This window comes from Cyanobacteriota bacterium (assembly GCA_027618255.1).
GTDB lineage: Bacteria > Cyanobacteriota > Vampirovibrionia > LMEP-6097 > LMEP-6097 > JABHOV01.
This window is the reverse complement of record JAQCFG010000011.1, coordinates 26,059-41,690: the sequence shown is the minus strand read 5'-3', so window position 1 is coordinate 41,690 and position 15,632 is coordinate 26,059. Positions and strand designations below refer to the sequence as shown.

Genomic DNA, 15,632 nt, shown 5'->3' with positions numbered 1-15,632 from the left:
TTTATAAATTATAGAAATATTATACCCGATTATGGCTTTTATTTCCATAAATCGCTATTTTATCCATCATTGAGCTGAGCCTGGTGCGCTCATCTTTAAGAGCTAGCTCAGCAAATAATGAATGTTAGAATCTTAGAATTATGACAAAAAATCACTCAACACGGTATCTATTACAGTTCTTAAGGAGTGCTTCAGCTAAGCTGTCTAATGCGTTTCAGGAATCGCTGATAGATTTTTTTGATTCAGTTGAGGGTTATAACGCTAATAGCTTTCCTGAATGCATTAATTAGAATTATTCCTTGGCTCATGATTGAAGCATATGCAGCTCCAACCTTTATCTGAGTTAGTTTTTGTTCTGGTATGTTTGGATAGGTAAGTCAGCCCCTAAGTCTATTACCATTGAGTAATTTTAACCATTTATATATATTTACTCATATCTTAGCCCTAAGCCCAAATGCTACAATTTAGAGCTTATGTACGCAATCGTTGATATTAATGGTAAACAATACAAGGCTGAAGAAGGCAAATATATCGATATTGACCTTTTGAGTCAGGAGCCTGGTGCGGTTATCAAATTTGACAAGGTTTTGCTTGTTTCTGATGGTGCCAAATCTACAGTAGGGCAACCAATTATTGAAGGCGCGAGCGTAGCAGCCAAGGTTATGAATAATTTCAAATCTAAGAAAATCATTGTCTACAAAATGAGACCTAAGAAGGGTTACAGACGTAAGCAAGGTCACAGACAACAATATACAAGAATTCAGATCGAGAAGATCGACGCAAAGGTAGCAGCATAGAGATTTTGAGGATGGATTGCTTTGTCACTCCGTTCCTCGCAAGGACAAAAGGATAAATAATGGCATCAAAAAAAGGTGTAGGTAGTACTAAAAACGGAAGAGACTCAGAGTCCAAAAGACTTGGCGTCAAAAGATACGCCGGTGAGAAAGTAATCTCTGGCAATATTCTTATTCGTCAAAGAGGTACCAAGTTCCATCCTGGAGTTAATGTCCGTCGCGGTGGTGATGATACTTTATATGCTGTCTCTGAGGGCAAGGTTGAGTTTCAAAAACGCCAAGGCCGCAAGTACGTTACTGTTGTAGCTGCTTAGTTGAAGTTATATTTTATTGATTTGATAAGGATTTCTTTTTGATAAAGACTCAGTTCTTCTTTATTGATGAGAAAGCTGGATAAGTCTTCTTGCACTTTTATGAAGTCAAGTGTCCCGACTTTGTCTAAAAGTAAGTCTTTGACCTGGGCTAGATTTAGTGAGACTTGTTGTTTCGTTGATTGTTCTAGTGCTTTTGAGAGTAAGAGTAAGTTGGGTTGCACTCCAGAGCCCATAAACCATAGTAAGTCAAAATAGTCTCGTCCCTTGACATATTGGCGTGAAAGTATTGCATGCAGTTTACCTGCTAGTAGTGATGGTCGGTCAAAGTGATTAAGCAGGAAATTAGAATTGCTTGTAATTACTGTTATTTCTGTTTGATAACCAAGTGGTGGATTTTCGTCTATTTCAAATTTGACAGATATCTTCTGATCTTTTAAGGGTGACAAACCAAGGTCATAAAGTAATCCCTTGAATCTAAAGAAGCAGGAGCGAACTGCTCCTATTTGTTTTTTTACTTTATTGTCTGTAATAATATTTCTGAGCTGAAGTTCTTTAGTGATTACGTTAATCATGTCTTCAAAGTTATATTTATCATTATTAATGAGACTGAAATCTAGGTCTTCAGAATAACGATTGATTTTGTAGAGGATTCTTAAAGCAGTCCCCTCGACAAATGCAATATTTTTAAAGTACCCTCTCTTGCTTATGATATCAAGGATAATTAATTGTAAATATTCTCTTAGTAATGCAGTTTGAGTCTCATTATTGCTACTTTGTTTTATTACTTCTTTTAATTCTTCAAGTATCATTGCCATTCCTTTTGAATGTAGTCTACAAGTATCTTTGTTAGATCTAATACTGTATTCATCTTATATCTTTTTGCAATATTGATTAATTTAGTAGTATCGATATCCTCTAGGTTTTGCATCCTATAAGATGATTCAAAAATATTTGCTTCTATGTTTTTGATTTTGCGTACTCTGAAATAAATAAAATCAATCAAGGCTTTCTCTGGTGAAGCGATTAAGTATTTGAATCCATATGAATCATTGTAACTTATGTAATCTGTGAAAATATCTGTTTTGATATGTGCATATGAAAACCTCCCCATCTTATTTGTGTACTCTGCTGTTTTTTTTGTAGTTACTGACGTGATTTCATGAACTCTTTCTGGAATGAAATTATAAAATTGTAATGCATATTCCAGGCTGATATAAGAAGGGCTATAGATTTGATTTGCTAGATATGTTGTAGAAAGTTGAGTAGTTCTGTCTTTATCTCGCAAAGTATACAAGCCTTGTTTTAATCTAATCAAATATCCTTTTGAGACCCAGTCACTAATATTGTTTCTGAGTGTTCTTGTGTTTGTTGTACTAAGTTCAAATACCCAATCTCCAAAAACAGGATAGTTTTCAACAATTTGTCTAAATTTCTCGTATTTCATTTGTTTCTGTAATTCATGTTTTTTCGTGAATTACGGAAACATTATACCACTTTCTCTTGCCTATTTAACCTTTTTTAGCTCTTCAGCCTCATGTAGCTTCTCTTCTTCAATGACTTTATTGATCTTTATTTTCTTGAAGGCGATACTGATTCCCGGTAATGAAGCAATTAGGGTTGCCACAAAGGCAATAAACCCTATTGCAAGACCCTTGTCACTTGTGATCCCGAGGTAACCAAGGAAATAAATATAGCTTGCTTCTTTGGCGCCAACACCCTTGAGTGCTGGAACCACAAAGCTAATAAGTGTGGCTGCGGGAGTCATGATCAGCCAGTACCATGCAGGTATCTCAGAGAGGCTCACTCCAAGTGCGTAGGCTGAACAAACATTGCCAGCTAATAAAAACATATGTGTCATGAAAGTCCAGAACACTACTTGCTTGAGGCTTTTGGTACATCTTGTGTATTCATGAACTGCGTAATTGAATTTCTGTACTATGTTCCATGGGATCTTTGACCATAGTTGATAGCTGGCAAGAGCAATGACCAGCCCGCCAAAAGCCACTAATAGAGCTAGTTTGACTTCGTTGGGTACTTGCTGTCCAATTGGACTAAACTGCATGAAGACAAGACCAATGGGTATCATACAAAACATCATCACAAATCCAAAAAATCTCTCAGTAAGTATTGTGCTTGCTGCTCTTAGCCAGGTCTTGTCATTTCTGCCTAGGTCGTAAGCTCTAATGGCATCGCCACCAAAATTGGATGGCAAGAAATTATTTGCAAACATCGCTTCAAAATACATGCGGATTGCCTTAAAGAAACTCAGCTCGTAATTGAGCAGTCGGGCTAGAACCCACCATCTATAGGCATTTGTGAAGGTGGTTGCCGTAAACATCATGGTGCAAATAATGAACCACTTGAGGTCGGTTTCTTTGATTGCGATAAATGTTTTTTTGAGATCCAGGTCGGCTACTTTAATAAGGATGACAACCAAAAGAATTGACACTGCGAGTTTAATAATTAGCGCGAGTTTTTTGTTCATTTATTTAAGCGTCTTGTAAGTACAAAGTTGGGTTTTGAGGTTTACCATTGGATCTAACTTCAAAATGCAAGTGAGGTCCGGTTGCATAGCCAGTCGCTCCCTCTCTACCAACGACTTTGCCTTGCTTGATTCTTTCTCCGACTTGCACGTCTATCTTGTCTAGGTGAGCATAAAGAGTAGTATAGCCTTTGGAGTGATCCACGATTACTACCCTACCGTAACCACCATACCAACCAGCATAGATTACTAAGCCACCTTCTGATGCTTTGATACTAGTGCCTCTCGGTGCAGCAAGATCAATACCACTGTGCATACTTCTAACACCAAAAATTGGATGTCGACGTGGTCCATATGGAGAAGTGATTCGTGCTTTGACAGGATAAGTAAATGAACCTGTAGCGTCTGGGTTGTCTAGCTTGCTGCCGGAAAGCTCTGTAATCTTGTATATGAGCTTGATTGACTCTTTTTCAAGTTGTCTTTCTGATTCTTCGTATATTTGTCTTTCTTCTTTGAGTTTGACTAGAATCTTGCCTTGTGCATTTTTTTGTTGCGCAATGTCAATTTCGATGCCCTTTAAGCGGTTAGTGATTGTTTCGATCTTGGCTGATTCATTTGTTAGTATCGATTTATATTTTCTGATATTTTCTGTTTGATCCATTAGTGCATCAATTACTTGTTTGTCATACTCCATTACTCTTCTTTGGTAATAAATATGATCAAGGTAGTCAGTTGCACTAGGTGAATTTACTAATCCGTCTATGATCTTGACTCTGTTTTGTTTGTAGACTGCAAGTATACGTTTTTTGGCTTCACCTTCTAAATCCAGTTTATGCTCTTCTATCTCTTCGAGTCTATCTTTTGTTTTTTGCCAAGCCTCTTTATTACTTGCCAGGTATTTGCGATTAAGCTCAAGCTCATTTTGTGCATTTCTTAGTTTGCGAGTTATATTATTCAGTTTGTCAGAAGCATAGGCTTCTTTAAGGCGTGCTTCCTTGAGTTTACTGGCAAGGTTGCTTTTTTTTTTGTTTAGATCTTCGAGGATTTCTTGTTTTTCATGTAGTGATAAACTTTCAGCTCTCGCAAATAAGGGCAATAGTGCTGTTGCCAAAAATGTCAGCAACATTAGCCAAATAATAAGTTTGTTGAAGGAGAATTTCTTTTTGCGAGCCATCGTATCCAGCTAATTATATCGAGATTTTGCTTATTTGTATTGGAAATATTGTCTTTCCTTAATCTCTTTATCAATTTCGAGTATTGTATCCACGCATGGATTTTTAATGAGTTTGTGTTGGTTGAGTTCACCTTCTATTATCTTGGCGATATCAAGATATTGAATCTTTTCTTCTAAGAAGAGAGCTACAGCCGCTTCATTAACTGAATTGAGTGCAGTTGGAAAACTATGTCCTTGCCTGCCAGCTGCATAAGCTAAATTTAGTGCTGGAAATTTTTTGGTGTCGGGGAATTCAAAATCAAGACTACCCATTGAGAAAATATTGAACCTTTCTTCTAGTTCTATTGGATAGCGGTTGGGATAATCGATTGCATATTGAATTGGTACCTTCATGTCGGGCATGCTCATTTGCGCAATGGTGTTACCATCAACAAATGTTACGGCGCTGTGGACGATTGACTGAGGGTGAATCACCACTTGGATTTGATCGTAATCAATATCAAATAGTGAATTGACTTCGATTACTTCTAAACCTTTGTTCATCAGGGTGCTCGAGTCGATAGTGATTTTGGGACCCATGCTCCATTTGGGATGTTTGAGTGCTTGCTGTAGTGTGACATTTTTGAGATCTTCTTTATCAAGAGTTCTGAAGGGTCCACCTGATGAAGTGAGGAGGATCTCGTGAATCTCTGACTGTGAGTGTGTTCCTAGGCATTGATGAATTGCAACGTGTTCACTATCAACAGGGATTAATTCAGATTGGTATTTTTGTGAGTACTCTCTTACTAAGTGTTTTGCTGAGACGAGGGTTTCTTTATTGGCTACTGCTACTCTTTTGGCGTGTTGCAGTGCAATGAGATTTGCTTTGAGTCCGGTTATACCAACAACTGCACTTAGAAAAATATCTATTTTTTCAATTGCTGCAATTTCTTCTATGTTTTTGAGTATGTTTATTTCAGGGAATAACTCCTTGATGGTGTCTTGATCCTCTTTTTTGAGGATGCTGATGTATTGTGGTCTGAATTCTTTGATTTGATCTATTAGTCGTTCGAGGTTTCTACCAGCGCTTAGTGCCACGACGTCAAAATCTGGGCTGCCTTTGCCTGAGTTTCTGTTTCTAATGATGTCTAGCGCTTGTGTTCCTATTGAACCAGTTGAGCCTATTATTGAAATGCGTTTCATATCCAAACCCCACCCCGGGTATCACAAAAAGCACACCCCGGGTATCACAAATCAAAGATAGCACGAGTAGGATAGCTTCGTAGGAAAAGATAGTGTGATACTCATCACCTTAATCTTAGAAAGTTAAAATCATGTCTAAAGAAGTTGATTTTATGCCAAGAAAAAATAGAACATTATATCCAGGTGCTATCTACCATGTCTTTGATAGAGGGGTCGACAAACAACCAGTTTTTCATGATGATAAAGATAGAGAAAAATTCTTGTCGATTTTAGAAGAGCTATGCTTTCCTTATAATTTTGTTTTGCATGCATTTTGTTTAATGGGAAACCATTATCATATTCTATTGCAAACTTATGAAGCTAACATGCCTGAGATTATGCAGAGAGTACTTTGTAAGTATGCAAAATATTTTAATACTAAATATGCCAGAGTTGGTTATTTGTTTCAGGATCGATATGATGATAGGAATGTTTATACTGAAGATTATTTTGTAACGCTATTCCGTTATTTTGCCTTAAATCCAGTTGATGACCAGGTCACAAAAGAGCCGCAAGACTATGTCTGGAGTAGCTACTCCGATTACTATTATAAGAAAAATAGATATAACTTCTTGTGTAAGGATCTTTTTAAGGCATTATTTAATGAATCTAATATGAGTGCTGAGGATGTGCATGATTATGTACTTTGTCCCAAAGAAGAACTTAGCTTGAATTATAACTTTGATACACAGTTGTTTAGAGTCAAAGATGCAATGTTTATTCCAAAGCTAATAACTAATGATGAAAGGACGGAATTGATTCTTGAAGGTATAGATGCTCTGTCTCTCAATTTTGCAAAGAAAAGACAAATGAAAGCATTTTTTTTGAAAAGCTATACTACGTTAACTGACAAATGTATTTTGAAATTATCGGATTATAGTTACACCAATTCGGTGTCTAAAATATGTAGAGATTGGAAGCATTGGATATTAGATAAAGAGGAATTACTTGAATTACGGGTTGAACTCGAGTCCAAATTTGTGATACCCGGGGTGGGGTTTTTGTGATACCCGGGGTGGGGTTTGGGGGTTTTAGGATTGAAGAACGCTGCCGTGGTTAGCCCAAGCCTTGTTTGAAGCTTGCAAGTCGAATACAGGATTGTTGTATGTATTGATTACTTTGTCGACAGATGAAAGCATCATTTTGCCGATGCCGTTGAGATTGATGCCTGTAGCTGGAGGTAAACTACGTGCTAAAGCTGTTGCTATTTTGGAATCGGGAATATTGATTTGCATCGAGCCATTATGACGCGGCGGCGGTGCTTTGGGTTTGGCACTGTAAGGAACTATCTCGCCTTGTACTGCTCTTGTGCCTCCCATCCTAACTCACTGCTCCTGTTTTGTTTGCTTGTGAAATGAAAGCTAATAATGGATCTATTGGTTGATTGTGCACACCAAAATTGGCTGGTTGATCTCTAAGTCTACCTTTGATACCTGGTGCACTTGCTATTTGACGGCTTCTACCGCTTGGGCTAGACGTCTGAGTAGAGCTGCTTGGTATTTGACGGCTTCTGCCGCTTTGACTAAATGTTTGAGCTGGGTTGCTTGGTATTTGACGGCTTCTTCTGCCTTGAAAATAATTATTAATTGGGGGAGCAAATTTTTGTGCTGCCGCACCCAAGAAAATTGCTGATAGTATGCTTCCTAATGACATTGGTATTCTTAGTAAATCAAAACTAGTTTATGTTTTGGTTATGTTTGTGGGATTAAGTTTCTGATTCAGTGCTTGATTCTGAGTCAGCTGGAGGTTCTGGTTGCGGCTCATTTTGAGCATGCTGGGTATCTTTAGGTTTCTGGTCTTTATTGCTTGCTGTTGCCTTTTCAAACAATTTGCCGAGTCCTATAATAGCGTCTTCAATGAATTTGCCTATTGTCTTGCCTAGTTGCGTCATGTAATTAGCTTTGTTCGTGACGGCACCTATATTGCGTGCTGATTCGTTTTGTCCTGGGATTTGCGTGTCACCCCACACGGGAGGTCGACTGCTTGGTCCCTGAAATGCTGCAACTATTTGATCAGTTTGCTTTTCTGTTGCTTTGGTTTTTGGTGTATTTGTGGCAGCCGTTCCACCACCAAGCCTTGGGAAATTAGTAAATCCCCCTGATACTCCTGTAAATGCTCTACTTGGTACTCCTGGCATAGTTATAAGAAACCAAACCCAGTTTATGCTTTGGTTAAATAGCAGTAAACTCTTTGTTATTTGTGATACAATTTGCCTTTGGATCGAAGAAATGGAACGTAGTTTTGACATTATTGTGATTGGCGGAGGGCATTCTGGCTCTGAAGCTGCGCATGCAGCAGCCAAACTTGGTCACAGAACGCTACTTATTACTAATAATATAGACCAAATTGCTTCAATGCCATGTAATCCGGCTATTGGCGGACCGGCAAAATCACAGCTTGTTAAGGAGATTGACGCACTTGGTGGAATTATGGGGCTAGCCGCTGACGCCACTTACCTGCAAATGAAAACCCTCAACTCATCCAAGGGCCCAGCTGTAAGAGCTCTCAGGGCACAATCTGATAAGAGAGAATACGCCGCTTGGGTGAGACAATACCTTGAAGCAACCGAGAACCTGACTATTTATCAAGCATCTGCTCAATCATTAATTATTGAAAATAACAAAGCCATAGGGGTTGTTACAAAACTAGAAGAAAAAATCTTGGCTAAAGCTGTAGTACTTACTGCTGGTACTTTCCTTGAAGGACGAATTTTTAGTGGCGACAAATTTGAATCTGCTGGAAGAGCTGGCGAACAACCCTCTCTTGAGCTTTCACCTAAACTGCAAAACCTTGGCTTGAAAACAGGTCGCCTTAAAACAGGCACGCCACCACGAATCGATAAAACAACAATTGATTTTAGTGGACTAGAACTGGCTCCTGGTGACAAAGAGCTTGAGTGGTTTTCTTTTTTGCCACATCGACCCGTGAGACAACAGTACCCATGTCACATTACTCGCACTAATGAAAAAACCCATGAGATCATCATGGACAATCTTGATAAATCGCCAATGTATTCAGGCTTGGTAGCGGCAAGTGGTCCGCGTTATTGTCCGTCAATTGAAGACAAAGTAGTACGTTTTGACAAAAACCCTTCGCACCATTTTTTCCTTGAAATGGAATCGCTGTCTAGTAATGAGATTTATTTACAGGGCTGTAGTACATCCTTGCCAATAGAAGTTCAATGGCAAATAGTTCATAGTTTACCTGGACTTGAAAACGCCGTCATCACTAGACCGGCTTACGCTGTTGAGTATGATTATTTTCCTGCTATTCAATTCAAACACAACCTTGAGTCCAAAATTATCGCTGGTTTATTTGTTGCTGGGCAGGTTCTTGGAACTAGTGGTTATGAGGAAGCGGCGGCGCAAGGTTTGATTGCTGGAATTAATGCTGCTCATTTTGTTAATGACAAAGAGCCATTTGTGTTAGATCGATCTTCAAGTTATATCGGCACCTTGGTCGATGACCTGGTGACTAAAGAAATTAATGATCCTTATCGTATGCTTACTTCAAGAAGTGAGTATCGCTTGATTTTAAGACAAGACAATGCTGATACGAGATTGACACCTCTTGGTAGAGAGCTTGGTTTGGTGGATGATTATAGATGGCATTGTTTTCAAGCGAAACAAAAACGCATTGATTCAGAGCTTCAATACTTGAAGTCAGTGCGAGTGCCTGTCTCCAAAGTCAATAAAGACCTAGAAAAACAAGAGCTTGAACAAATAACTTACAAGTCTGGTGCCAAGATTTTATTGGCAGATTTATTGCGCAGACCAGATTTTAATTACAAACACCTTAACTTAGAAGATTTAGTGGACAAGGAAGACAAGGAACATAAACGACTAGCAGAAAAAGGCATTCAGATAGATGGTTTTGCTTACGGTTATGAGCTTGATACGATGCTGAAGTATGACGGCTATATTGAAAGACAAAGCCTGCAAATTGAAGACATGAAAAAGTTTGAGAAAATCAAGATACCTGAGGGCTTTGATTTTAAGGGCTGTGAATTGATTAGTCTTGAAGCAAGAGATAAGCTAGACAAGGTACGCCCGCAAAGTCTTGGACAAGCAAGTAGAGTTGGTGGTGTTAGTCCTAATGATTTGTCGGTCTTGAGTATGATTGTTAAGACTAGGTCTTAAAACGCATCTAAAACAATATCACGCTCAATAAGGGCAATAGAGTCGTTTGCAAGGTTTTGAATTTCATGGCTGATATTTGGACATTTAGAAATTTGTTTCGTCATGTCAAGAGTACGTCTGATACCACGAAGAATATCACCGTCATCAAGACCACTGTTTTCAACTAATTCATCCCACTCACAACCCTCAGCCCAACGTTGGATTAAGCCAGAGAGGTTGGCGTTGACGGTTACGCTTTTGTAAATTCCAAACTGTCTTTGTGAGTTGATTACTTTACGACTAACGTTTTGGATATTTTTTTCTTTTTTGTAAAATACCTTAGATGTGTCAGCGTGCAGCCTGTCTCTGTTTCTACCTTCACCAATAACGAAGCAAGAAAGTAAATTAGGGAAGTCCTTAGGCTCAATGCCTTTGAATACATCACTTTCAAGTAATTCAGTAATGAAGTAAGAATTATCTGAGCGTATTGCTGCACAGCTTCTTCCACGTTCTGTGGCGTGATATTTTTCATCGAGGTAACCCTCTGCTTGAAGTAGTTTGATTACTTTGGAGAATTCGTACCAAAGCTCATTTCTATCACTTTCTACTTTACTCTCAATTACTTTGGATTGTTTTCTATATCTTTTGATTTTTTCCATTTGTTTTGAACATGGTTTTTGTTTTGGACAGCCATTACAAGGATAGCTTTTGACTTCCATTGCTAGGATTTCAATAGCATCTTCTAACTCATCAACTCTTGGGTCCATCTTTTTCTCATAGAGCTTTTTCTGAGTTCTAATTACATCTAGCTTGCCGTGCATTTCTTTGTAGAAATTAAGGTCGCCAATATCACCAGGGCAAAGTGGGTGTTGAAGATCTATAATGGCTTCTTCAAGTCTTTTTTGCTCTTCTTGGCCATTGCCAAGGTGTTTATTGATTAATGATTGACCAAAACTTTTTTGAATTAGGTTTTTAACTTCATCATGGCTGTGTCCTTGAAGTAAGTTAAGTACCATTTCGTAACTTGCATTAAAGTGACTATCAATATCTTCAGCCTTGGAGTTGACTAAGAATGCAACTTCACTAGCATCAAAATTACCGTTTTTGACGGTGACTACATAACCAGCTTCGTCCATGCCTCTACGTCCCGCTCTACCAGACATTTGCATAAATTCTGAGGACTTGAGAGTACGGAAGCCTTTGTCAGTAGCTTTGCTCATATTGTTAATGACAGTTGCTTTAGCTGGCATGTTAATTCCAGCAGCTAGAGTTTCAGTTGAAAACACTACTTTGACTAGGGCTTGCGAGAATAAATCTTCAATGAGCGCTTTGATTTGTGGAAGCATTCCAGCATGATGGGCAGCTATTCCTTTACGTAACAAATCTAATTGATTGAAATTAGCAAGATGTGCGTTGTGTGCAATCGCAATATCAATTTCATGATTGAGTTTTGTAGCTTCTTCTTTATTTAAGAGGTTGATATCACGGCAATCCTTTACTGCCATGTCACAACCCTTGCGGCTAAATACAAAATATATAGCTGGAAGCATGTCTCTAGCGTTAAGTTCTTTGACGACACTTGAAATAGAAGTTTTGTTGTTGTTACCAGAATTGTCTCTGTTACCAAATTTGCCTTTGCGTTTTCCTAATCTATTATCGCTACGTTCTTTGAGCTTAGGGTTGAGCTTTCCGTTTGTCGTAAGTAATGGAAACATTTGATCGTCTTTGAAATAGAAGTGGTGAAGCGGCACAGGACGAAAATCAGTTTGTACTAATTTGCATTCGCCATGAATTTCTTGAATCCAATTGACCAATTCTTCAGGGTTGTTGATTGTTGCAGAGAGAGCTACTATTTGTACTTTCTTTGGTGAGTAGATTACAGACTCCTCCCAAACAGTGCCTCTTGATGGATCATTGATGTAATGAAACTCATCAAAAATTAAGTACTGAAGGTCTTCTAAGAATGGATCGATAGAACCGAAAGTTGTGCCGTAGAGCATGTTGCGGTAAATCTCAGTAGTCATGACGATAATTTGTGAGTCACGGTTTTTATTAGTGTCACCAGTGATGATACCAACTTTGTCTGCGCCAAACTCGTCACAGAATTCTGCGTATTTTTGGTTGATCAGTGCCTTAAGTGGTGCTGTATAAAATACTTTTTTGTTTGTTGCTATTGCAAGTCTGATTGCTTCTTTGGCAATAACCGTCTTACCTGCTCCTGTTGGCGCACAGACAATTACACTATGTCCTTCGCCGATTACTTTAATTGATTCTTTTTGAAAATCATCGAGCTTGAAGCTCTCTTTTGATGTAGTTACCATTACGTATTTCCTTCGGAGGATATTTCCTCTCGTTTTTGTTTTAAAGTCCGGGGCTCAAGGCTCAATGCTCGAGCGGTTGGTGAGCATTCAGCTTTCAGCCCAGAACTAGATCTTAGGTACAAGATCTAACCATATTATTAGCATGTAAATATGTAATAGAATGCATTTGAAAGGATTTTTTAATTTTTAGTTACTAGGTGAGGTATTGTGTATCGCGCTTTGGCATACTTCACAAATACCTTCTTTGACTTCTTTAAAGTACTTCCAGCAACGAACGCACTTGGCGCCTTCAAATTTGCTAGCCGTGATTTTAAGCTCGCTTGCTTCAATTAATTCCAAGTCTGAAATAATAAATACCGGCTTGAGTTCTGCTTCAATTGATTTGAGCAATTTGAGTTTATCTTTTGGTGCTTCGATTTTGAGGCTAGCTTCAAGTGATTTACCTAGTATCTTTTCTGCTCTTAGGTTTTCAATTTCTTTGTTTGCGAGTTCTCTGATTTCAAGTATCTGATCCCATTTAGTTGCAAGCTCATTATCAAGATATTTTTGATTGATGCAAGGCCAGTTACTTAGTAAAATACTTGCGTCCTGTTCATTGGCGCCTTTAACAAAAAACTCAGTGCCCAAATAACTAGCTTTGATTTGTTCAGGGCTATGGCTGTAGATGTCTTCTGCCAGGTGAGGCAATACTGGAACCAAGAATCTATTGATGGCAGAAAGTAACTCATAGACAACTGTTTGAGCTGAGCGTCTTGAATTTGAGTTGCTACCGTGAGTATAAAGTCTGTCTTTGATGATATCAAAATAGAATGCTGATAAATCAACTGAACAAAAATTTTGAATCAATTGATAGTACTTAAAGAATTGGTAACTATCAAATGCTTCAGTGAGTTTCTCTGTTAATGATTGCAATCTATGTAAAACAAGCTTGTCAATGCTCCAAAGCTTGTCGTAAGCTACTGCATCTTTATTTGGATTAAAGTCATGTAAGTTACCGAGCATATAACGAGAGCTGTTGCGGAAATTACGATAAATATCAGAGAGTTGTTTAAATACATTGCTGCCGATTTTGATTTCGACAGAATAATCTACACTTGCAACCCAAAGCCTAAGAATGTCAGCTCCATATTCTTTTATTACATCTTCTGGATCAACGACGTTGCCTAGTGACTTAGACATTTTGTGACCATGCTGATCGACTACAAAACCATGTGTCAAAACTGACTTGTAAGGTGCAAAACCATTCGTCGCAACTGAAGTCAGTAAACTAGATTGAAACCAACCTCTGTGCTGATCGGAACCCTCAAGGTAAAGATCCACAGGTAAACTAGCACCAAAGTCTTTGGCTCTTGCTGCAACTACCGTACGGTGAGTTGAGCCTGAATCAAACCAAACATCCATTGTGTCGGTTTCTATTCTAAACCTTGTATTCAGATCAGAATTTTGAGCATTGTGTTTTTTGATGAACGAAGCTGGTAGAAGATCTTGGATGTCTTTGGTATACCAAGCAGTGCTACCTTCTGCAGCAAAGATTTTGGCTACATGTTCGATTAGCTCTGGTTCAAGAATTGCATTTGGATTACCTTGTTCATTGATATCTTCCATGTCATAGATTGCCGGAATTGGCACTCCCCAGGTGCGTTGACGAGAAATACACCAGTCGCCACGATCTTTGACCATAGTGTAAATGCGGTTGCGACCACGTTCTGGAATCCACTGGACTTTGTCTATCTCGCTGAGTGCAAGCTCCCTAAAGTCATTCACGCTTGCAAACCACTGCTCTGTTGCCCTATAAAGTAGCGGAGTTTTTGATCTCCAGCAGTATGGATAGCTGTGAGTGATTTTTTTGAGTCCTAGTAATGCACCTGAGTCTTCTAGCATTGAAATTAATAAATCGTTACCCTGTTTGATCACGTGAAACCCTTCTAGGTCTACCAGCAAAGCCCCAGCTGCTGCGTCATTAGCTCTGTTCTCCAACTTCGCTTTAAGGCTCGGGTTTTTTGCTGCCGACTTGTCAAGGATGCTTGGATTTTTAAAGCTATAATTTAAAGCCTCACTAGTATAAACACCTCTACCATCTACGGGACAAAGGATTTCTAGCTTGTATTGTTTGCCAACTATGAAGTCCTCTTGTCCGTGTCCAGGAGCAGTATGCACGCAGCCTGTACCAGCGTCTACCGTTACATGCTCACCAAAAATAATTGGACTTGGTCTATCAAATAAAGGATGTTTGCAAATCAAGCCATTGAGCTGTTTGCCAGGGAAGGCTTCTGTGATTGCTTTAAATTCTTTTTCTGTTTCTTTATTTACTTGCTCTAGTAAGTCTTTGGCGACAAGTATTTTGCGGACATTGTCACTAGCTATGATGTATTCAATTCTTTCATTTAAACAAATTGCCATATTGCCTGGAATGGTCCAGGGTGTTGTTGTCCAAATGACAACTTGCGCTTCTTCAAGCTCTTTGGCATAAGCAAAGCTACTTGGGATTGTTGTTATTGGAAAGGCAACATAAATTGCACTAGAAACATGACTGTCATTATATTCAACCTCTGCATCTGCAAGCGCAGTCTCAGCACCATAGCTCCAGTAAACGGTTTTAAGCCCTCTATAGATATAGCCCTTATCAGCCATTTCACCAAAGAGTTTGATTTGTTCAGCCTCGAATTTTGGGTCAAGAGTGATATAGGGATTGTCCCAATCACCTAGGACTCCAAGTCTCTTGAATTTGGCTTCCTGTCCTTTGAGGTTTTTGAGCGCAAAGTCTTTGCATTTGTCTCTTAATTGGGCGACCGTGATTGATTGTCTACCGCCTTTGATATCCTTGACTACTGCGTTTTCTATAGGTAAGCCATGACTGTCGTAGCCTGGAATATAGGGAGCCCTAAAGCCTCTTTGGGATTTGTATTTAATTACTATGTCTTTAAGAATTTTATTAAGTGCTGTACCAATGTGGATTTTTTCAGAACTTAAATAAGGTGGTCCGTCATGAAGTACAAAACTAGCGGCGCCTTCTGCTGCCCTTAATTCAAGACCTCTTTGATAAGTGTTTTTTTGTTTCCAGGTTTCATGAAATTCTAGCTCGCGAACTGGTCCATTACCTCTCATTGGAAAGCTGGTTTCGGGAAGATCAATTGTATCTTTGTAGCGACTTTCTAAATCAGTATTGTCTTTTTCTGTTGTTTTGGTCATTCCAGAGCAATTTTACTAT

General features: G+C 38.8%; 14 protein-coding genes. 4 read left to right on the top strand and 10 right to left on the bottom strand.

From position 1 onward, the window contains the following. Window positions 1–473 precede the first annotated feature (473 nt). Both rplU and rpmA read left to right on the top strand, forming a co-directional pair. A complete protein-coding gene (gene rplU, locus O3C63_02840) occupies window positions 474–797 on the top strand; it encodes a 50S ribosomal protein L21 (protein MDA0771859.1) in 324 nt (107 codons plus the stop codon). 59 nt (window positions 798–856) lie between these two features. Continuing rightward, window positions 857–1,108 carry a 50S ribosomal protein L27 gene (gene rpmA, locus O3C63_02835; protein ID MDA0771858.1) on the top strand — a complete coding sequence of 84 codons (252 nt, stop codon included), beginning with the start codon at window positions 857–859 and terminating at the stop codon, window positions 1,106–1,108. On the opposite strand, the gene O3C63_02830 is transcribed toward rpmA, so the two are convergent. The 5 genes from O3C63_02830 to dxr form a co-directional block, all read right to left on the bottom strand. Beyond that, window positions 1,105–1,923, bottom strand: coding sequence for a nucleotidyl transferase AbiEii/AbiGii toxin family protein (locus O3C63_02830; GenBank protein MDA0771857.1), 819 nt, complete (start codon window positions 1,921–1,923; stop codon window positions 1,105–1,107). The two genes, rpmA and O3C63_02830, sit on opposite strands and share 4 nt — an antisense overlap. Continuing rightward, window positions 1,914–2,552: a hypothetical protein gene (locus O3C63_02825; protein MDA0771856.1), complete on the bottom strand. Its 639-nt coding sequence runs from the start codon at window positions 2,550–2,552 to the stop codon at window positions 1,914–1,916. Before O3C63_02825 ends, O3C63_02830 begins: the two co-directional genes overlap by 10 nt. Window positions 2,553–2,612: 60 nt before the next feature. Next, window positions 2,613–3,593 carry a lysylphosphatidylglycerol synthase transmembrane domain-containing protein gene (locus O3C63_02820; protein MDA0771855.1) on the bottom strand — a complete coding sequence of 327 codons (981 nt, stop codon included), beginning with the start codon at window positions 3,591–3,593 and terminating at the stop codon, window positions 2,613–2,615. 4 nt (window positions 3,594–3,597) lie between these two features. Continuing rightward, complete coding sequence (locus O3C63_02815; GenBank protein ID MDA0771854.1) at window positions 3,598–4,701, bottom strand: peptidoglycan DD-metalloendopeptidase family protein; 1,104 nt, start codon at window positions 4,699–4,701, stop codon at window positions 3,598–3,600. 93 nt (window positions 4,702–4,794) lie between these two features. Beyond that, window positions 4,795–5,946 (bottom strand): 1-deoxy-D-xylulose-5-phosphate reductoisomerase, encoded by a 1,152-nt coding sequence (gene dxr, locus O3C63_02810; protein ID MDA0771853.1) that lies wholly within the window; start codon window positions 5,944–5,946, stop codon window positions 4,795–4,797. Between the two features lie 131 nt (window positions 5,947–6,077). Between dxr and O3C63_02805 the strand changes: the two genes are divergently transcribed. Continuing rightward, window positions 6,078–6,992: a transposase gene (locus O3C63_02805; protein ID MDA0771852.1), complete on the top strand. Its 915-nt coding sequence runs from the start codon at window positions 6,078–6,080 to the stop codon at window positions 6,990–6,992. Between the two features lie 24 nt (window positions 6,993–7,016). Here the strand turns inward: O3C63_02805 and O3C63_02800 are convergent, their stop codons facing one another. From O3C63_02800 to O3C63_02790, 3 genes are read right to left on the bottom strand one after another with little or no spacing between them, the layout of a single operon-like run. Then, complete coding sequence (locus O3C63_02800; GenBank protein MDA0771851.1) at window positions 7,017–7,304, bottom strand: hypothetical protein; 288 nt, start codon at window positions 7,302–7,304, stop codon at window positions 7,017–7,019. Window position 7,305: 1 nt separating this feature from the next. Continuing rightward, complete coding sequence (locus O3C63_02795; protein MDA0771850.1) at window positions 7,306–7,638, bottom strand: hypothetical protein; 333 nt, start codon at window positions 7,636–7,638, stop codon at window positions 7,306–7,308. A gap of 52 nt (window positions 7,639–7,690) precedes the next feature. Further along, the gene (locus O3C63_02790) at window positions 7,691–8,122 is read right to left on the bottom strand and encodes a hypothetical protein (GenBank protein ID MDA0771849.1); all 432 of its coding nucleotides are present in this window, start codon (window positions 8,120–8,122) and stop codon (window positions 7,691–7,693) included. Window positions 8,123–8,213: 91 nt separating this feature from the next. Between O3C63_02790 and mnmG the strand changes: the two genes are divergently transcribed. Further along, window positions 8,214–10,124, top strand: coding sequence for a tRNA uridine-5-carboxymethylaminomethyl(34) synthesis enzyme MnmG (gene mnmG, locus O3C63_02785; GenBank protein ID MDA0771848.1), 1,911 nt, complete (start codon window positions 8,214–8,216; stop codon window positions 10,122–10,124). Here mnmG and O3C63_02780 read toward each other — a convergent pair. Together O3C63_02780 and ileS are read right to left on the bottom strand one after the other, a co-directional pair. Beyond that, entirely contained in the window at window positions 10,121–12,424 is a 2,304-nt protein-coding gene (locus O3C63_02780) for a DEAD/DEAH box helicase (GenBank protein ID MDA0771847.1), read from the bottom strand. The two genes, mnmG and O3C63_02780, sit on opposite strands and share 4 nt — an antisense overlap. Before the next feature lie 186 nt (window positions 12,425–12,610). After that, complete coding sequence (ileS, locus tag O3C63_02775) at window positions 12,611–15,613, bottom strand: isoleucine--tRNA ligase (GenBank protein ID MDA0771846.1); 3,003 nt, start codon at window positions 15,611–15,613, stop codon at window positions 12,611–12,613. Window positions 15,614–15,632 lie beyond the last annotated feature (19 nt).